The sequence below is a fragment of the Pseudomonas sp. SHLD1 genome (assembly GCF_028640935.1).
Taxonomy (GTDB): Bacteria; Pseudomonadota; Gammaproteobacteria; order Pseudomonadales; family Pseudomonadaceae; genus Chryseomonas; species Chryseomonas aestiva.
Window position 1 is genome coordinate 96233 of sequence record NZ_JAQZAD010000011.1, and the last position, 14513, is coordinate 110745.

Consider the following 14513-nt stretch of genomic DNA (forward strand, 5'->3'; position numbering starts at 1 on the left):
CCATATTCCTCTAGATAGGGGTGACGCCCACGCCGGCCCAGGCTTCCTGGACGGCGCCTACCTCCGCCGACTCGGCGCCGAAGCGGCGGCCGGCGTTGGAGACCGTCAGGCGGGCGAAGGCGGCAAAGTCCGCATCATTGGCCAGGCGACTGTCACAGAGGGTGTCATACCAGATCGGCCCGGCCTTTTCCCAGGCATGGCCACCCAGGGCCATCGCCGCCAGGTAGAAGGCCCGGTTGGGAATACCCGAGTTGAGGTGGACACCGCCATTGTCTTCGCGGGTCTCGATGTAGTCGCGCATATGCCCGGGCTGGGGGTCCTTGCCCAAGGTCGGATCATCGTAGGCAGTGCCGGGCGCGGCCATGGATCTCAGGCCCTTGCCGTTGATCTTCTTGGTCAGCAGCCCGGCGCCGATGATCCAGTCCGCCTCGTCGGCGCTCTGCTTGAGCTGGTACTGCTTGACCAGGATGCCGAAGACATCGGAGACCGACTCGTTGAGCGCGCCGGACTGGTTGAAGTACACCAGCCCCGCCTCGCTCTCAGTGACGCCATGCACCAGTTCGTGGGCGATGACGTCCAGCGCGATGGTGAAACGGTTGAAGATCTCGCCGTCGCCATCGCCGAACACCATCTGCTCGCCGTTCCAGAAGGCGTTCTGGTATTCCTGCCCGTAATGGACGGTACCGGCCAGCGGCAGGCCCTGGCCATCGATGGAATTACGCCCGAACACTTCGTTGAAGAAGGTGAAGGTGGCACCCAGGTAGTCGTAGGCCTCGTCCACCGCCACGTCGCTCAGCGCCGGCTGTCCCTCCTGGCGCACCAGGCGCCCGGGCAGCTGCATGGCATTGCCGGCATCGAAGATGCTGCGCTGCGGACTGGCGTCATCGGTACGCGGCAGTGGTCCGACCGGCGCCTGGCGCACTCCGGGGCGACCAGGATTGTGCAGCAGACTCTGGACATGACTCAGGGTGGTCAGGGCGCAGGAACGCTGGTGTTCGTCGCCATGATCGATGATGCGGCCAAGAATGTAGGGGGGAATCACCCCCTGGTAGGTGCCCGGGTTACGAGACATGCGCGCCCTCCTCCTCTGGGGGACAAAGGTCCCCGATCACCGCAGCGTGCGGTCCTGTCCGTTGGACCACGAAACAGCCAGACGACTCCCGCCTCTTCACCCGGAGCCAGGCTTCTGGTACAAAGGCACCCCACGCGGGCGTCGTATAATGGCATTACCTGAGCTTCCCAAGCTCATGACGAGGGTTCGATTCCCTTCGCCCGCTCCAGATTTCATGCGGCTTTCAGGGCTGTATCAGCGTTACGCGGAAGTGCTGGGGGCCGTTTTGGGGTCCGTATCCGTTCAAGTGGCGGAGAGACTGGCAGAGCGTTAGAGAGTGACGGCGAGAGCCTCGGCCGTGAATCCCTCCCCCCGATAGCGAAAGCAATTTTTCAGGTTGGCGAAAAAAGTAGGTTACTGAGGTTACTTTTTTTCCTGAACCCTCTCTATCCCTTGCAGGACGTGGCTTCCAGCGGTTTTGCCAAAAGTTACTTTCGGGTTACTTGAGGTTACTAGTAACTTTCTAGACAGGTTACTTTCCTGATTCCTGAAACCCTTGATCTAGAGAGGTTCTGAAAAAAGTAACCTCGAAAGTAACCCGAAGTAACCTCGCCCAGGTTACCGACGAAACCCAGCAACGACGCGGCCTGGAGCCCTGTCAGGCCACCCCCCTAACCTCAGTAACCTACTTTTTTCGCCGACCTGAAAAAGTACTTGAGCGCTGGACAGGCTCAGGGCTGCACTCGGCCGTCTAAAAAATGGGGGGTGGTGCAGGGATTCGCAGGGCTTTCCAGGCCTGCCAACGCCCGTACAGCCCCAGTAGCGGCGCGGGATGGGGCCGGGTGCAGGGCTGCAGAAAAAGCGACACATTTAGACCGCGGGCGTGGCGGGGGGACGACGGCGCGCGCTTGCTAAAGCTCCGCCCTGTTTCGGTGGCGTGCTCCGTCCGATGCGCCGCTACCATCAGTAGCCCCCTAGCGAGCGAAAACCTCTCGTATGCGGTTCGCCGTTTGCATTGATCGCGCCCTCTTAAGCATGGATCCCATGGCAACGACTCAGCGTTCAAGGCTCCTCGGGGCTAGAGCATTCAAAGCTCAAGCTCATCACAAAACGGTGGGTGAATTGCTACCCGAGACTGTCTGATATCCTTTCGTACGATGCCCTGCACCTTCGTAGCGTTGGGATGACCTTGGATCAGCCTCCACTGACGCAGACCATCGAACACACTCGCCATCCCGCATGGCCTTGACGCTCCTTTAGCGGTATCCAGAGACAGACAGGCAACCTCGTGTCAGACCCCGACCGACGCTATGCTGTGAACTACCCGTCATTCTTGATATCTAGATCATGGCGGGTTAACCTGCATGTTAAGGTGGTGCATGAAGCTGAAGACACTGACAAGGACGTACCTATGGGAGAAGGCGGGTTTCACTGGCCAGCCGCCCGCGATCAACGACGGGCAAATCTGGACCCCGGTAATGATCATGCCCGCTTCGGGTCAAGCTGATAAAAGTCACCTCCTACGCTCTTTAGTAGGAAAAGTAGATGGCCAAAAGAAGAGATACGTATCAGCCATGCTTGATACGTTATTCCGTGCGGTCTGCGTAGAGGACTTCGCAGCTTTTTTTAATAACAGTATAATTACCTATAAGAAAGCACATTCTTTCAAACATCAACGCAGCAATGAAATTTTACGCGAACTGAAACACGGGAAGAAAGATAGGATATACCTCTACCCTTATAGCTCAGCGCACGGGAAATTTATTTTTATACTTCAATACGATCATAAGGATCAAATGCCCACGAGCGATGAAGTAAAGAGTTACGCAGAGTCGGCGATAAAGGACATTCTCGCCACAACTGAATTCAAGCTGGAAAAGTGAACGCCCATGAAAAATTCTGATATTGCCATCAAGGTGAAAGAGGATCTCGAAAATTACGGACTTCTATGGAGATCCGCACCAATTTTTGAGATCAGAAGAATCATGGCGAAGAAGAATATTAAAAATATCGACATCGCTGAGAGACTTGGAGTTAGCGAACAGAACGTTTCTAGGTTGCTCCGTGGTGATCAAAATATAAAAATAGAAACGCTTTATCTTCTCGCAGGAGCTGTCGAGGAAAAAATTGTTCTTGATATTGCTCCACGCGAAAGGCCCTGCTTGGTCCCGTCTTTCCAGCAGCGCCCGGAGCTCCAGTCGTTCGAAGATGTTGCTTACGTTGGCGACAAGGACCAGTGGACCCACTTTTCTGGAACCGAGCAGCTTCGCTATGCAGCTGGCAACGACGACATCTTTTACTCGGAGATGACTACTGATGAAGTCTTCGCAGCTTTCAGTTGATAAGGTAGAATTTGTCGACATCAAAGTATCGACAAACCATAACTACAGCGGAGATTTATCCCCAGCGCTTTGCCAACTTGAATACGAATTCAAAGGGACAAAATTTGTTCGCTCGACCAATCTCTCTTACGATCTAGATTCTGCTGAAGATCCTAGATATTTTATTTTTGCCATAAAATTGAATCTTCTTCAAAAGGATCAAGAAGAAGATATTAGCTTGCCGTACCAAGTTGAAATCCACGCTCGCGTTTACATGCGCTATAAAACCGATAAGCTTCATGGCGAAGAGCGTTTTAGAGCGGTGAGAGCGACCGGCTATGGAATACTCTATGGCGCAATTCGAGAGATGGTATCCAATCTAACTGCCAGAGCACAGCATGGCATTTGGTTCCTGCCTGCTGCAGACTTTAATCCTGCAGCGGCAGCAGAAGCCAAAAAGGATGAAGAGAACCGCTTAGCCAAACTTCAGGAGCAGCAGGCTAGTTTGGAAATCAAACAGTCAAAAAAGCGGACGAGAAAGGTCAAGGCGCCTCAAAGCGAAGGGTGATCACACCGTGTAAGGACGGAACCGAATGACCTCCTCGCCCAACCACTCATTAACCTGGGCCAGGCGAGCCTGCAGCGGCTCCAGCTCGTTGGCGGCGTAGACCAAAGCGGCATCGCGGATCGAGCCGAAGCCACCAGCGTTCTGCGGCACGATGCCCATCAGCTGCGGCGGGATCCGCAGGCCGGCGAGCATGTCGTCACGGGTGATGCCCTTGATCGAGTTGAATTCGTCCTTCGCAGCCACCTCGCTGACCGGGATCAGCTGGATGCCGTCTTTCTTACCGCCCGGGGCATAGACGAAGAGGTTGCGGAAGTTGCCCGGCCCCTTGGACTGGCGCAGCGCGGTGCGGACGTTGTCGATGTCCTCCTCCTTCTGCGCCGGGTCGGTCATGTAGAAGATGAAGCCGGCGTGACTGCCATTGTTGTAGTACTTCCGGCGGAACAGCGTGGCCGACTCGTTGAGCAAGGCCGACTGCATGGCCGCGAGCCACTCGGGCATGCCGTAGATCTCTTGGTTGATGTCGGCCTCGCGCAGGTGGCAGATGGTGCCCGGGGTGAATTCGTGTTCGTCTCGCCACCCGCGCACCTGGAAGAAGCGATTGTCCTCGCCGCGGCGCATGTACTTGGCCAGCACCGGCTGCAGACTGACCGGCGTGCCTAGGCGCGACTGCCGGCGCTCCAGGTACGCATTGCCGGACCACAGCCAGTCCAGGGCGAACTGCTCGAACGCCGCGCGGCTCAGCAGCCGATGCGGGATGAAGGTGCGGGCCAGCATGTTACGCTTGAATTTGAGCCCGGAGTCCAGATAGACGCTGGCCCGGGTAGCCTTGGCCAGGCCGTCGAGCGATAGCGGCGGGTCGTAGTAGCGGCCGTTGAACCAGCATTCCAGATAGTCGAAGACCTCGCGGCCTTCCAGTACCGGCATGGGGTCGCCGAAGGTAAAGGCCTCGATAGGTCCAGGCGTCGAAACGGCCAGCTCGGTGGATTCGCTCATCAGAAAATCTCCATGACGCCGGTATTGCGGGCGGTCTGCCCTTCCAGCGGCTCGTTGTGCAGGGCATGAAAGAGGGCCCACGCGAGATCCGCGTGGCCTGTGGTGTCGTTGCGTCCAGCCGTGTAGGTGAATTGCCGGCCGCTGGCGGTGGTGGTCTTGCGAATGGCCATCAGCGACTGGGCGACATCGGTCCAGCCGGCGTCGAATTCGAGCCGGCCGTTCTTGATCACGTCGTAGGCCTTGAGCACCAGGCGGGTCTTGACCTCGGGCGAGTAGCTGAAGGTGGTCAGGTTCGGGAAGAACTGGCGCACCAGCTGGGCCACGCCGCTGCCCATGCCGGTGACATCGATGCCGATATAGGTCACCCAGTAGCGCTGGCAGACCTGGCGGATCGCCTCGGCCTGGGCGGCGAAGTCCATCCCGCGGAACTGGTGGCGCTCGAGCACGCGGAACTTGCCGCCCGGTACCAGCGGCGGCGCGACCACCACCAGGCCGGCGGTGTCGCCGGTCTCGGCCGGGTCATAGCCAACCCAGACCGGGCGTTCGCCCAGCGGCCGGGTGGCGAAGGGTTTGTAGTCCTCGGCCCACTCGACCCAGCTGTCCACCATGCAAGGCTGCAGCATGGCCAACGGGAAGATGCTCGCGCCGTCGTCGACGAACTGGCACATGAGCAGGTTCTGGAAGGCCTCGGCCGAGTATTCGAGCTTGAGCTCCTCCAGGTCGAAGAGGTCGCAGCCGCGGGACTCGGCGTCCAGGATGGTGACGATCTGTCGCCAGATCCGGTCCTCACAGAGCCGGCCTTCCTGCAGGACTTCGTGGGAGACGTCCAGCTTGAGGTGCTGGGCGACGGGCTTGCCCTTGTTGAAGCGCTCGCCTGTCCAGAAGGTATAGGCCTCATGGGCCATGGAGCTCGGCGTCGAGAAGTAGGTCCGACGGTATTGCTTCTGCATGGCCATGCCGCTGGCCACCTTGTTCAGCTCCTCGAAGCGGAACGTCCAGAAGAATTCGTCGAAGTAGAAGTTGCCGTGGTAGCCCTGGGCAGTGCGGGCATTGGTACCCAGGAAGTGCAGCTCGGCGCCATTGGCCAGGATGATCGGGTCCCCCGTCACATCGACGCCGCAGACCTCCCGGGCGAAGGCCTGGATATACGCCTTGAAGATATGCGCCTGGTTCTTGCTGGCCGAGAGGAAGATCTGGTTGCGCCCGGTGATCAGGGCATCCAGGAAGGCCTCGCGGGCGAAGTAGTAGGTGGCGCCGATCTGCCGGCTCTTGAGGATGGCGCGGGTCCGCTGCTGGCCTGCCCGGTACCAGTCCAGCTGGTAGCCGAAGCACTGGTCGCGGAAGGCGCTCTCAAGGGCCTCGATCTGCTCCTCGGTGAATTCGTTGCGCGCCGCCTTCTTCTTCGGCCCGGCATTGCGGTTGTCCAGCTTGGGATTGAGCTCGGCCTCGGTACCGCCGCCCTGGAAGCGCTGGATCCGCGCCTGGCGTTCCAGCTGGCGATGGAGCAGATCGATCTCCTTGAAGTCGCCGCCGGTCTTGCCGTCCTTGAGAATCAGCTGCACCAGGCGCGCCTCCAGGGCGCCGCCGATTCGCTCGACGTTGTCCGCCCGATCCCATTCGTCCCGGGTTTTCCAGCTGTGGACGGTCTTTTCCTTTTCGCCGATTGCTTCGGCGATCTCGGTCACCCGCCAGCCCATCCAGTACAGATGCTTGGCGCGTCGACGCACGTCCATCAGCAGTTCGGTGGACGGGACAGGCGCAGGGTCGGTTTCAGGTAGGTTTTTCATGGCCGCCAGACTGCCGCCCTCGGCCCCTCCTCCATAGCGCGCGGATTTGTACAGCGCGTCGCTACAACTCCCTCTCGTTGCTGGGACGCGCGCGCGTCCCGACCATGCCCCTCATCGCCCAAGCACTCCCGCTAAGCCTCTGAGGATCCCCGGCATGGCCGACCCCAAGACCCCCAAACTCCGCTCCCCTTTCTTCCGTGTCGCCGTCGAAGGCGCCACCAGCGATGGCCGTCAGATCGAACGTGTCTGGATCGAGCAAGCCGCGGCCAGCTACAACCCGGCCACCTATGGCGCCCGCATCTGGATGGAGCACATTCGCAGCAGCGTGGCGGACAGCCCCTTCAAGGCCTATGGCGACGTGATCGCGGTCAAGGCTGAGGAAGTCGAGATCAACGGCCAGAAGAAGCTGGCCCTCTTTGCCCAGATCGAGCCCACCGCCGACCTGGTGGCCCTGAACAAGGCCAAGCAGAAGATCTACACCTCGATCGAGATCTCGCCCAAGTTCGCCGATACCGGCGCCGCCTACCTGGTCGGCCTGGGCATCACCGACAGCCCGGCCAGCCTGGGTACCGATGTCCTGTCCTTCGCCGCGGCCAATCCGTCCAGCCATCCCTACGCGGGCCGCAAGCAGCACGCCGACAATCTCTTCACCGTGGCCGAAGAGACCGCCCTGACATTCGCCGAGGTCGAGGACAAACCCGGTCTGGGCGCCAAGTTGTTCGCCAAGGTCCAGGAGCTGCTCAAGGGCAAGGATGCGCACATCGAAGGCGAATTCGCTCAGGTCGGCGCTGCCGTCACCGCCGTGGCTGAGCACGTCCGCGAGCAGGACAGCCGCTTCACCAATGCCGAAACCGCTCTCACCGAGCTGGCCGGCAAGCATGCCCAGCTGCAGACCGACTTCACCGCCCTGCAGGTGCAGCTCAGCCAGACCCAAGACCCCAACCAGACCAAGCGTCCTCCGGTCACCGGCGGCGATGGCAAGACCCTGACCGACTGCTGATCAGCCGTTCACTTTCCCGGAGAGATCCATGCGTAACGATACCCGCGTCCTGTACACCGCCTACCTGGCCCAAGTTGCTGCCCTGAGCGGCGTGTCCTCGGCTCACGCGACCTTTGCCGTCGACCCCACCGTCCAGCAGAAGCTGGAAACCCGCATCCAGGAGTCCAGCGACTTCCTGAGCAAGATCAACATCATAGGCGTCGACGAGCTGCTCGGCCAAAAGGTCGGTCTGGGCGTGTCCGGCACCATCGCCAGCCGTACCGACACCAGCGGCTCGGCCAGCCGGAATCCCCGCGACGTGTCCAGCACCGACAAGCAGGATTACAAGTGCGAGAAGACCGACTTTGACACCGCGATCCCCTACTCGCTGCTGGATGCCTGGGCCAAGTTTCCGGACTTCCAGGCGCGCCTGCGTGACGCCATCGTCAAGCGCCAAGCCCTGGATCGCCTGATGGTCGGTTTCAACGGCACCAGTGCCGCAGCCACCACCAACCGCGCCACCAACCCGCTGCTCCAGGACGTCAACATCGGCTGGTTGCAGCAGTACCGCAACAACGCCGCCCAGCGCGTGCTCAAGGCTGGCAAGGCTGCCGGCAAGATCGTCATCGGTACCGGCGCCGACGCCGACTACAACAACCTGGATGCCCTGGTGTTCGATGCGGTCAGCAACCTGATCGACCCCTGGTACCGCAAGGATCCGGGCCTGGTGGTGATCGTGGGTCGCGACCTGGTCCACGACAAGTACTTCCCCCTGGTGAACAAGGAGCAAGCTGCCTCCGAGAAGCTGGCCACCGACCTGATTCTGGCCCAGCGCCGGATGGGCGGCCTGCAGCCGATCGAGGTCCCGTACATCCCGGACAACGCGCTCTTCATCACCTCGCTGCAGAACCTGGCGATCTACTACCAGACCGGTGGCCGCCGTCGCTTCGTCAAGGAAGCCCCGGAGAAAAACCGCATCGAGAACTACGAGTCGAGCAACGACGCCTACGTGGTCGAGGACTACGGCTTCGGCTGCCTGGTCGAAAACATCGTGACGGGCGTGTAAGCCATGGCCTCCTCTCCCGCAAAAAGCCACTTCGTGGCCGTGGCTGCGGCGCTTGCCGCCGCTGCGGCCGCAGGGCCGGCCGACAGCATGGCGGGCCGTACCGTGTACGAGCAGCAGCTGGCTCAGCTGCTGCAGGACCGGCTGCGACTCAAGCAGGTGCAATCCACCCAGGCCAAGGCCGAGCTCAAGCGGCAGCTGCTCGGCGCCTATGCCGGCTATGTCAGCGGCGTGCTCGAGGGCGGCAATGGCGCCCAGGACGAGGTGCTGGTCACCGTGATGATCTGGCGCATCGACGCCGGCGATTTCTGGGGGGCGCTCCACATCGCCGCCTACGTGCTCAAGCACGGTCTGCTGATGCCGGATCGCTTCGCCCGGACCACTGGCTGCCTGATCGCTGAAGAGGTGGCCACCGCCGCCCTTAACGCCCAGAAAGCCGGTCAGCCGTTCGAGCCGGAGCTGCTGCTCTACACCGAGGCCCTCACCGTCGCGCAGGACATGCCCGACGAGGCGCGCGCCAAGCTCTTCCTCGCCATCGGTCGTGGGTACATGGAGGGCATCGACGACGAACGCCCAGGCGCCGAAGGCCAGCTGGCCCGCGGCATCACCGCCCTGCAGCGCGCCATCAGCCTGCATGACCGCTGTGGCGGCAAGAAAGACCTGGAACGGGCCGAGCGCCTGGCCAAGAAACATGCCGCCCCTGGCGGCTAACCGAGCGGTCCCCCGCAACCCCGCCGGCTCGGGGCGGATCGGCCTGGCCTAGCCTGGACCGTGAAGCCCCGACCACCGGCGACCCATTCGAGAGCAGCACCATGAGCGGATTCGTTGCAGGCGGCACCGTCGCCAGCGGTCAGGTGGTGTCCGACCCTTTCTGGCCGGCGATCGAGCTGGACCAGGTCCGCGCGCGCCTGCGGATCGACAGCAGCGTCAGCACGGAAAAGCTCAAGGCCGCCGTGATCGCCGCAGCCATCACCGTCAACCGCGAGCTCGCCGGCTACCGCTTCGCCCAGGCCACCAGCGGCTACGCCACCCTGGCCGCCGTGCCCGGGCTACTGGTCGACGGCGTCAGAGAGCGTGCCCACCTCTACCTGCGTGCGATCGATGCTGCCTCCGCGGCTGAGGTGGCCGAGCGGTACCGCAGCTATGACAGCACCGCCAAGGGCGACAAGGACGCTGAGGCGCTGACCCCCACCATCGACGAGTACCGGCGCGATCAGCGCTGGGCCATCCGCGACTTCCTGGGCCTGGCCCGGACCACCGTGGAGCTCATCTGATGGCCACTGTCGTGCGCGCCCAGCAAGGCGACACCCTGGACCGGATTTGCCTGCGGCATTACGGGCGCACCCAGGACGTCACCGAGGCCGCGCTCGAAGCCAACCCGGGCCTGGCCGAGCTGGGCCCCATCCTGCCGATCGGCACCCCTATCACCCTGCCAGACGCCCCCACCCAGGCCTCTGCCGGCATTGTCGCGCAGCAGCCGGTCAGCCTCTGGGACTAGACGAGAAACATCATGCCTGACCGTCCTGACTCCTGGGCCTGGTTCGCCGCCTGGCTCGAACACAACTGGCCCGCCCTCTACGCCGCGATGGTGGCGGGCGTCATCGCCGCACTCCGCATCGCCTACAGCGGCGGCACCCTGCGGCGCGTGCTGCTCGAGGCTCCGCTCTGTGGCGCCCTGGCCCTGGCCGCCAGCCACGGCCTTTCCCTGCTCGGCATCCCTGCCAGCACTGGCCCCTTCTGGGGCGGAATCATCGGTCTGCTGGGCGTCGAGGGTACTCGCGCCGCGGCTAAACGCTTCGTCGAACGTAAGGTGGAAACGCAATGAACCAGCCCAAGATCCTGATCATCGGCGCCCACGGCCTGGCCGTGCGCGACCTGCAGAAAGCCCTGGCCGCGGCCGGCTTCACCGTCCACCTGGACGGCGACTACGACGAGGGCACCGAGCAGGCCGTTGAAGCCTTCCAGCGCTCTGTCGGCTTGGTGGCCGATGGCATCGCCGGCCCAAAGACCTACGCCGCCCTGCTGGGCAAGCGCGACCCACTGCACCTGGGCTACGCCGACCTCGAGGGCGCCGCCAAGACCCTGGGCGTCCCCGTCGCGGCCGTTCAGGCGGTCAATGAGGTCGAGTCCAAGGGCGAAGGCTTCCTGGACAACGGTCGGGTGGTGATCCTGTTCGAGCGCCACGTCTTCTACCAGCGCCTGGTCAAGGCCCACGGCCAGGCCGAGCCCGATCGCCTGGCTGCGCTCAATCCCAACCTGATCAACCCGAAGCCCGGCGGCTACGCCGGCGGCGCAGCCGAGTGGCAGCGTCTGACCTCGGCCCGCCAGATCGACGAGGCCTGCGCGCTGGAGTCGTGCAGCTGGGGCCTGTTCCAGGTCATGGGCTACCACTGGCAGAACCTCGGCTATGCCAGCGTCCAGGACTTCGTCACCCGCATGCAGGCCAGCGAGGCCGAGCAGCTCGAGGCCTTCGTCCGCTTCGTCAAGGCGGAGCCCGCGCTGCTCAAGGCGCTGAAGGCTGGCAAATGGGCCGACTTCGCTCGCGGCTATAACGGCCCGGCCTACGCTCGCAATCTCTACGACGTGAAGCTCGAGCGCGCCTTCGCCCGCTACAGCGCCGCCGCCCCGGCTAAGGACGCCGCATGATCGCCATGGATGCTGCGCAGCGCATCAATCCGGTAGACGGCGACGTCTTCGTCCTGCCGGCCGGTGCGTCGATCGAGGACGCCGAGCACCTGGCCGAAGCCATCCAGGCTGCAAAGCCCGGGGTGCGCGCCGTCGTCGTGATGGGTGACCTCGAGCACCTGGACCAGGCGGCCATGGGCCGTGCTGGCTGGTACCGCCGATGATCAGCTGGAAGGAAAAAGCACTCTTCGCGCTGTCTCTGGCCGCCACGATCGCGGTGCTGTGCGTGACCCTTTATGCGCAGAGCCTGCGCATAGAGCAGGCCAACCAGAAGCGCGAGGCCGCCGAGGACCAGGTCACCCAACTGACCAGCGAGCGCGACCGCCTCACCGACACCCTTACCGAGCAGCGGGCCGCCCAGGCCTGGCTGCAGACAACCCAGACAGACCTGCGCCGCGAGATCGATGTCCGCAAGCGCCGGATTCAGGAGCTCGAAGATGAAAACGCCGACCTCAAAGCTTGGGCTGGCCAGCCTCTGCCTGCTGCTGCTCGCCGGCTGCGCCAGCGGCCCGTCCTCACCGGTGCCACGGCTTACCGTGAGTGGTTGTCCGGTGGTAACGCGCTGCCAGCTGCCGTCGACCGCCCCGCGCAATAACGGCGAGCTCCTGGACGAGAGCGAAGCCCTGGAAGCTGCCTGGGCCGATTGCGCCGCCCAGGTCGATATGGTCTATGACGCCCAGCAGGCCCGCCCATGAACAAGCCCGAGAGTCTGCGCGCTCACCTGCTCGCCGCCGTGCCGGAGCTGCGCCACAGCCCTGACCGGCTGCTGGTCTTCATCGACAAGGGCAAACTGCGCTGCACTGCGGCGGCCAGCCTGTCCTGGGAGTACGGCTACGAGCTGCAGATCATCCTGACCGACTTCGCCGGCCACCCCGACGCCGTGATGCTGCCGCTGCTGGCCTGGGTCCGGACGAACCAGTCCGAGCTGCTGGCCAACCTGGACAAGTCCGCCCAGGGCATCGGCTTCGAGGCCGACATCCTGGACAACTCCAAGGTGGACCTGGCGATCACCCTGCCCCTCACCGAACGCGTGGTCGTGAAACGCCAGCCGGACGACACCTACCAGCTTGAGCACGCACCGGAACGGCCCTGCACGGAGTACCAGGAGCCAGGCACCTGGCAGGTCTTCGCCGATGGCGAGCTGCTGGCCGAATGGCAATCGGGATCCGCCGGCGACGCCCTGGCCCTGGAAACGCCGCACCCAGGCCGCAGCCGTGGCTGACCTCGAGGCGCTGGAGACCTGGCTCTCGCCGTTGCTGCAGAAGCTGGATGGCCGCGGCCGAGCACAGCTGGCCCGCAAGGCTGCCCAGCAGCTGCGCCGCAGCCAGCAACAGCGGATTCGTGCCCAGGTGAACCCGGACGGCTCGCCGTTCGAGGCGCGCAAACCCCGGGATCTGCGCGGCAAGAAAGGCCGCATCAAGCGGCGCATGTTCGAGAAGCTCAAGATGGCCCGCTACATCAAGGCCAAGGGCACGCCGCAACAGGCGGTGATCGGCTTCGCCGGCCGCGTCTCCCGCATCGCCCGCGTCCACCAGTACGGCCTGAAAGACCGCGCCGAGCGCGGAGCCCCTGAGGTTAGATATTCTCAAAGACGTATACTAGGATTGACGGGCGAAGATCTAAACGAGCTTCGTAGTCTCGTAATCGATGGATTTCAGAATATCTAGATAGCTTTCTGCAGGGAGGCCACCAATGTCAAAGACTCCAATACCGCGCCTATACGATTTCCAATTAATGGAAATCTTTACAGATCTTTTGACTGGTAAGACAACACCAGCAGAGCTAGATGTTGATCATATATCAATCAGCATTGGAAGCAACCTGTCCTTCATAATATCCAAAGACAACCTAGACGACGACCTCAACAATCATAAGGACATTTATGAGCATCTCTCAAACTCTCAATCGCATTCTATAATTAGGATTTCCGTAATACCAAGAGAGCGCAGATATACTCTTTCCTACACGCGATCAGAAGAAGGCTCGCTAGACCATATAATTCTAAATGAATCGACTTCATACGGGGCTCCCGGCTACACAGTAACTGACGCAATAGCAGTAAGCAGATTAAATGAAATAATAATATCTAGCACTGCACAACACCCACACTTTTTAACTAATGACCCAGATAACCTATCTGCGAGAAGCGAGGTCTTAGCTCAACTACAAAAATTATCGTCAGACATTACCAAAGACCAGCTTGAATATCGGAAAGCACTAGATATAGAAAAGGAGAATTTTCTTGCTACTGAAAGACAACGGACTGAAGCCAGGCTGAACGAACTGAGCCATGACTACAAACTACAATCAGAACAGCTCGAAGAAAAATATCGGATACAAGACGATCTGTTACTGGCTAGAGAACAAGCAGTCAACGACGCAGATAATACTACTACCAGGCGAGCAACTACTGCCAACGTTCTTGTAGACGTAAGAGAGAAAGCCGAGTCCTTTGAGTTCTCTCGCTCGGTTGCCAGGGGACGACTCACCGTTCTTTTGCTATCTTTAATTATTGCTTTTTTTGGACTAATTAATATCACAATCGGTACTGCTCACTTTTCATCCTTCCCCTTTTTAACAAAGGCCGCAAGTGAGTTAAGCGCCCAAGCCCCTCAAAATAATTACACAACCTGGCTTGCATTTGCAAAGATCTTTGGCGGCTCATTTATATTCATATCAAGTATTGTCTACTTAATAAGATATCAGAGCCAGTGGACTAACAAAGCAGCGAACGTAGAACTTGACTACCAAAAGTTTAGCCGGGATCTAAATCGCGCTCATGTCGCAATTGAAATGTGCTTAGAGTGGAATGATAAAAAAGAAGGCCAAATTCCAGAGACGCTGCTAAACGCAATGACCAACGGCCTGTTTACTGAGCATCAGAGTAAAAACGAAGAAATAATGCACCCAGCAGAACAGTTAGCCGCAGCAATGATCAGAAGTGCGGAAAGGATAGAATTTCCGCTAGGTACCGGAAAGATCGTGACGAAAGGTAAAAACATTCCAAAATCAGCACCATCCTCGTCATAAGGATGAGGCTACAAAAATTTGTAGCGACGCTGGCTA

The 14513-nt window shown here is 60.8% G+C and carries 18 protein-coding genes, 1 tRNA gene and 1 pseudogene; 17 read left to right on the forward strand and 3 right to left on the reverse strand.

Features of this window, described 5'->3' with window-relative positions; genetic code table 11:
* Window positions 1–10 precede the first annotated feature (10 nt).
* Window positions 11–1072, reverse strand: coding sequence for a M4 family metallopeptidase (locus PVZ77_RS03665; RefSeq protein ID WP_273809856.1), 1062 nt, complete (start codon window positions 1070–1072; stop codon window positions 11–13).
* A 134-nt stretch (window positions 1073–1206) separates the two neighbouring features.
* Here PVZ77_RS03665 and PVZ77_RS03670 point away from each other — a divergent pair.
* From PVZ77_RS03670 to PVZ77_RS03685, 4 genes are all read left to right on the forward strand, one after another.
* A tRNA-Gly gene (locus PVZ77_RS03670) sits at window positions 1207–1280 on the forward strand.
* A 1150-nt stretch (window positions 1281–2430) separates the two neighbouring features.
* Complete coding sequence (locus PVZ77_RS03675; protein WP_273809858.1) at window positions 2431–2934, forward strand: hypothetical protein; 504 nt, start codon at window positions 2431–2433, stop codon at window positions 2932–2934.
* A 6-nt stretch (window positions 2935–2940) separates the two neighbouring features.
* Window positions 2941–3393, forward strand: a complete 453-nt coding sequence (locus tag PVZ77_RS03680) for a helix-turn-helix domain-containing protein (protein WP_273809861.1) — start codon at window positions 2941–2943, stop codon at window positions 3391–3393.
* Window positions 3368–3940 (forward strand): hypothetical protein, encoded by a 573-nt coding sequence (locus PVZ77_RS03685; protein WP_273809862.1) that lies wholly within the window; start codon window positions 3368–3370, stop codon window positions 3938–3940. The genes PVZ77_RS03680 and PVZ77_RS03685 overlap by 26 nt, the downstream gene beginning before the upstream one ends.
* Here the strand turns inward: PVZ77_RS03685 and PVZ77_RS03690 are convergent, their stop codons facing one another.
* Window positions 3941–4933, reverse strand: coding sequence for a phage portal protein (locus PVZ77_RS03690; protein WP_273809864.1), 993 nt, complete (start codon window positions 4931–4933; stop codon window positions 3941–3943).
* Window positions 4933–6720: a terminase ATPase subunit family protein gene (locus tag PVZ77_RS03695; RefSeq protein WP_443218058.1), complete on the reverse strand. Its 1788-nt coding sequence runs from the start codon at window positions 6718–6720 to the stop codon at window positions 4933–4935. Before PVZ77_RS03695 ends, PVZ77_RS03690 begins: the two co-directional genes overlap by 1 nt.
* Before the next feature lie 154 nt (window positions 6721–6874).
* On the opposite strand from PVZ77_RS03695, the gene PVZ77_RS03700 reads away from it, so the two are divergent.
* The 13 genes and pseudogenes from PVZ77_RS03700 (at window position 6875) to PVZ77_RS03760 (ending at window position 14477) form a co-directional block, all read left to right on the forward strand.
* The gene (locus tag PVZ77_RS03700; RefSeq protein ID WP_273809865.1) at window positions 6875–7720 is read left to right on the forward strand and encodes a GPO family capsid scaffolding protein; all 846 of its coding nucleotides are present in this window, start codon (window positions 6875–6877) and stop codon (window positions 7718–7720) included.
* Window positions 7721–7748: 28 nt separating this feature from the next.
* On the forward strand, window positions 7749–8765 hold the full coding sequence (locus PVZ77_RS03705; protein ID WP_273809866.1) for a phage major capsid protein, P2 family: 1017 nt from the start codon (window positions 7749–7751) through the stop codon (window positions 8763–8765).
* 3 nt (window positions 8766–8768) lie between these two features.
* Entirely contained in the window at window positions 8769–9473 is a 705-nt protein-coding gene (gene gpM / locus PVZ77_RS03710) for a phage terminase small subunit (RefSeq protein ID WP_273809868.1), read from the forward strand.
* Window positions 9474–9574: 101 nt separating this feature from the next.
* Window positions 9575–10036 carry a head completion/stabilization protein gene (locus tag PVZ77_RS03715; protein WP_273809871.1) on the forward strand — a complete coding sequence of 154 codons (462 nt, stop codon included), beginning with the start codon at window positions 9575–9577 and terminating at the stop codon, window positions 10034–10036.
* Window positions 10036–10260: a tail protein X gene (locus PVZ77_RS03720; RefSeq protein ID WP_273809873.1), complete on the forward strand. Its 225-nt coding sequence runs from the start codon at window positions 10036–10038 to the stop codon at window positions 10258–10260. The genes PVZ77_RS03715 and PVZ77_RS03720 overlap by 1 nt, the downstream gene beginning before the upstream one ends.
* A gap of 12 nt (window positions 10261–10272) precedes the next feature.
* A complete protein-coding gene (locus PVZ77_RS03725) occupies window positions 10273–10587 on the forward strand; it encodes a phage holin, lambda family (RefSeq protein ID WP_273809874.1) in 315 nt (104 codons plus the stop codon).
* A complete protein-coding gene (locus tag PVZ77_RS03730) occupies window positions 10584–11408 on the forward strand; it encodes an N-acetylmuramidase domain-containing protein (RefSeq protein WP_273809875.1) in 825 nt (274 codons plus the stop codon). Before PVZ77_RS03725 ends, PVZ77_RS03730 begins: the two co-directional genes overlap by 4 nt.
* Window positions 11405–11611, forward strand: coding sequence for a hypothetical protein (locus PVZ77_RS03735; protein WP_273809878.1), 207 nt, complete (start codon window positions 11405–11407; stop codon window positions 11609–11611). The genes PVZ77_RS03730 and PVZ77_RS03735 overlap by 4 nt, the downstream gene beginning before the upstream one ends.
* Window positions 11608–11961 (forward strand): annotated as a pseudogene (locus PVZ77_RS03740) (Rz-like lysis system protein LysB); the annotation flags it as partial. The gene PVZ77_RS03735 and the pseudogene PVZ77_RS03740, both read left to right, overlap by 4 nt.
* Window positions 11885–12142, forward strand: coding sequence for an Rz1-like lysis system protein LysC (gene lysC / locus PVZ77_RS03745; protein WP_273809880.1), 258 nt, complete (start codon window positions 11885–11887; stop codon window positions 12140–12142). The pseudogene PVZ77_RS03740 and the gene lysC, both read left to right, overlap by 77 nt.
* Window positions 12139–12669 carry a phage tail protein gene (locus PVZ77_RS03750; protein WP_273809882.1) on the forward strand — a complete coding sequence of 177 codons (531 nt, stop codon included), beginning with the start codon at window positions 12139–12141 and terminating at the stop codon, window positions 12667–12669. Before lysC ends, PVZ77_RS03750 begins: the two co-directional genes overlap by 4 nt.
* A complete protein-coding gene (locus PVZ77_RS03755) occupies window positions 12662–13114 on the forward strand; it encodes a phage virion morphogenesis protein (RefSeq protein WP_273809884.1) in 453 nt (150 codons plus the stop codon). The genes PVZ77_RS03750 and PVZ77_RS03755 overlap by 8 nt, the downstream gene beginning before the upstream one ends.
* Before the next feature lie 25 nt (window positions 13115–13139).
* Window positions 13140–14477, forward strand: a complete 1338-nt coding sequence (locus PVZ77_RS03760) for a hypothetical protein (RefSeq protein WP_273809886.1) — start codon at window positions 13140–13142, stop codon at window positions 14475–14477.
* Window positions 14478–14513 lie beyond the last annotated feature (36 nt).